3 protein-coding genes and 1 pseudogene are annotated in these 2,659 nt (G+C 38.1%); 2 read left to right on the top strand and 2 right to left on the bottom strand.

Annotated elements, in window-relative coordinates:
* Nucleotides 1–186: pseudogene (locus FTV38_RS17085) on the bottom strand (IS5/IS1182 family transposase); the annotation flags it as partial.
* Between the two features lie 353 nt (nt 187–539).
* On the opposite strand from FTV38_RS17085, the gene lpxO reads away from it, so the two are divergent.
* Together lpxO and FTV38_RS18250 are read left to right on the top strand one after the other, a co-directional pair.
* Nucleotides 540–1,454: a lipid A hydroxylase LpxO gene (lpxO, locus tag FTV38_RS17080; RefSeq protein ID WP_180023008.1), complete on the top strand. Its 915-nt coding sequence runs from the start codon at nt 540–542 to the stop codon at nt 1,452–1,454.
* Between the two features lie 127 nt (nt 1,455–1,581).
* Nucleotides 1,582–1,710, top strand: coding sequence for a hypothetical protein (locus FTV38_RS18250; protein WP_257222498.1), 129 nt, complete (start codon nt 1,582–1,584; stop codon nt 1,708–1,710).
* Here the strand turns inward: FTV38_RS18250 and FTV38_RS17075 are convergent.
* On the bottom strand, nt 1,676–2,083 hold the full coding sequence (locus FTV38_RS17075) for a hypothetical protein (RefSeq protein WP_174660742.1): 408 nt from the start codon (nt 2,081–2,083) through the stop codon (nt 1,676–1,678). The genes FTV38_RS18250 and FTV38_RS17075 overlap by 35 nt on opposite strands.
* Nucleotides 2,084–2,659 lie beyond the last annotated feature (576 nt).

Raw genomic sequence — 2,659 nt, 5'->3', positions numbered from 1 at the left:
TACTTTAAACATGATGACAGGGTGAAAGGCAGATTCCCCACGCTCACTGCTATGAACGTGGCGTAAGGTTTGCTCGATAGTTTGCCAGTCAATTAGGTTGTGTAGTTCATCTAATTCTTCGATGGCTTTGTGAGCGTTAATGAGACTGTCTGCTAGGGAGAGTTGCCCTGTTTGTTTCCATGCCATAGTCGTGTTTTTTGCTAGGTGATTGATTTTATTGTATTATACCAATTTAATGAACTTTTGTGTGTTTATTCGTGCAAAGGTTTCTGAAAGTGATTGTTTTATATTTTTTTTTATCCGGTTGGAATATTTTAGGACTGAGAAAAGCTTAAAAAGTAGAGCTTTTGGTGGTTTGTTTAGGGCAGATAAGTCAATGCTTGGTTTGGATGGTGACGTTTTATAGCGTGAGGTTGGGTGGGTATACAGAGCGACTGGCAATGCTGTGTTCTATTTTCTGCGATGATGTCATGCGCTGAAATGGAGTAGAATATGTGACATTTTTGAATTTTTGCTGTTTTCAGTATTTGGTTAGTTCTATGTTGAAGTGGATTATTTTGGCGATTTTTATCGCTTCAGCGTTGTATATTCAACAGCGCGGCAAGGTGCGTCATAGTTTTTATCGTCAGTTTTTTGACCATTCGACCATTCTTGCACCGATTAACTATTTAATGTACTTATTTTCTAAAGTGCCGAATCAACCTTATATCGACACTCAGCATTTTCAAGATTTAAAAGTTTTAGATGACAACTGGGAAATGATTCGTGATGAAGCCAAAGCTTTATATCAACAGGGCGGTATTAAAGCTTCAAGTAGCTACGATGATTTGGGGTTTAATTCATTCTTTAAAACAGGCTGGAAGCGTTTTTATTTAAAATGGTATGACTCCGCGCATCCATCAGCAGCAGAATTATGCCCAAAAACCACAGCATTATTAAAAACTTTACCTAGCATTAAGGCGGCGATGTTTACTGAACTAGCGCCCGACAGTCGTTTAGTGCGCCATCGTGACCCCTATGCAGGTTCATTGCGTTACCACTTGGGGTTGATGACACCCAATGATGACCGTTGTTTTATTGATGTCGATGGTGAGCGTTATTCATGGCGTGATGGTGAAAGTGTGGTGTTTGATGAAACCTATATTCACTATGCTGAAAATAAGACTGAACAAAACCGCATCATTTTCTTTGCCGATGTTGAGCGACCGTTAAGCTCAAAGTTGATGGCACGCTTTAACCATTGGTTTGGTAAAAATATCATGACCGCAGCCAGTTCACCAAATGAACATGGGGATCAAACGGGTGGACTCAATAAAGTTTTTGGTTATGTTTATCAAATTCGGATCAAAGCCAAAGCACTGAAAAAGACCAATCGAAAATTGTACTATTTCTTAAAATGGTTTTTGATGTTGGGTATTTTCTTCCTGATTTTTGTGCGCCCATATTTATTTTAATCGTGAAGCAAAGATTGAAAAAATACGCTCTTCGGGGCGTTTTTTTATGTGCTTTAAAATTAATCTGCAAAGTTGCATGCCAATCGAAAAATCTTGTATAGAATGAAAACAATAGATGGGGGATGCAATGTACACGTTTAGTTCTAAAAAAGATTGGTGGGTGGTGGCCTTTATTGTTTGTATGAGTGGCTTGCTCATTCAATTATTACTGACGATGCAAGCTAAAGGTACCATGCAGCAATATCCTGTTCATTAATTAAAATACAATGATTTTTATTTATTCTATTGATTTTTTTGGCAAATCTCTCTACTACTTTGTGGGATGATGGCATTGTAAGGATTACTTCATAATCTTTTTCATGCATTAAGCTATGGAGAATTTTAGAGATATTGGGGTTGAATTTTCCACACTCTTTAAGAGATATTGAGAATCCTTTTTGTCCTTTTAGGGCGTAAATTAAAGGATTCCCATCACCCCCCTGACGACTATACAAACGTTTAAAGACACTATGCACAATTAAGTCATTAAGTTTGTGATGATTAGGGTTAGCATCTAATGACGTATTTACTAGTTGTTCTGTTTCTGAGGTGAAAGTAACAACTTTATTGTCATTAACGAGAATTCCCAATTTAAGTCTCAACTATTTGGCTTATAAATAATTTTTAAAATTATCTTTATAAAAAAGAAAAAGTCCAATAAGTCTTGAAACTTATTGGACTTTCGCTTTATATTCTGTGGGTACAGTTATTTGATGCTACCAACATCAATTAACGAAAGATCGGCAGAGCTACCAACTCATACTGATATTCACCTTACGGCTAGTACCAGTTCCTATTTTAAAGAAAAGAACTAGTTTGACAAGCCTCAATTTGAAGTCCTTCGTTAATTCAGTAGTTTAAATCATCAAATAAGCACCTAACGGTCGAGCTTTATCTACTTCTGTGCGCCCTTTTTTAAAGGAAGATATGCGGTGCATGTGGAGGGATAAGTGTCACTGGTGCATCGTAGCGATAGTCGAAAGGCTAAACCGCTTACAGGGGATCTCACATAGGCGGAGCGTTGGAAGTAGTTGTATAGGTCGGTGAAGTTGCATGTTGGAGGAATCCTCGCAGAGATATCGCCATACTTCGACAGGGAGCGTGTGGGAGAAGGTGCAAAACCTTTAGTCCTTGTCTGCATGGTCAGCAAAACCATGTGCGGATAC

The organism is Acinetobacter sp. YH16044, from assembly GCF_013417145.1.
In the GTDB taxonomy this organism is placed as follows: domain Bacteria; phylum Pseudomonadota; class Gammaproteobacteria; order Pseudomonadales; family Moraxellaceae; genus Acinetobacter; species Acinetobacter amyesii.
Note: the sequence above shows the minus strand (reverse complement) of the source record. Positions and strands in the feature narration are given on the sequence as shown.

What these genes read in the sequence shown, in the direction of transcription:
- lpxO (WP_180023008.1), top strand. Translation starts at nt 540, where the DNA reads ATGTTGAAGTGGATTATTTTGGCGATTTTTATCGCTTCAGCGTTGTAT.
- FTV38_RS18250 (WP_257222498.1), top strand. Translation starts at nt 1,582, where the DNA reads ATGTACACGTTTAGTTCTAAAAAAGATTGGTGGGTGGTGGCCTTTATT.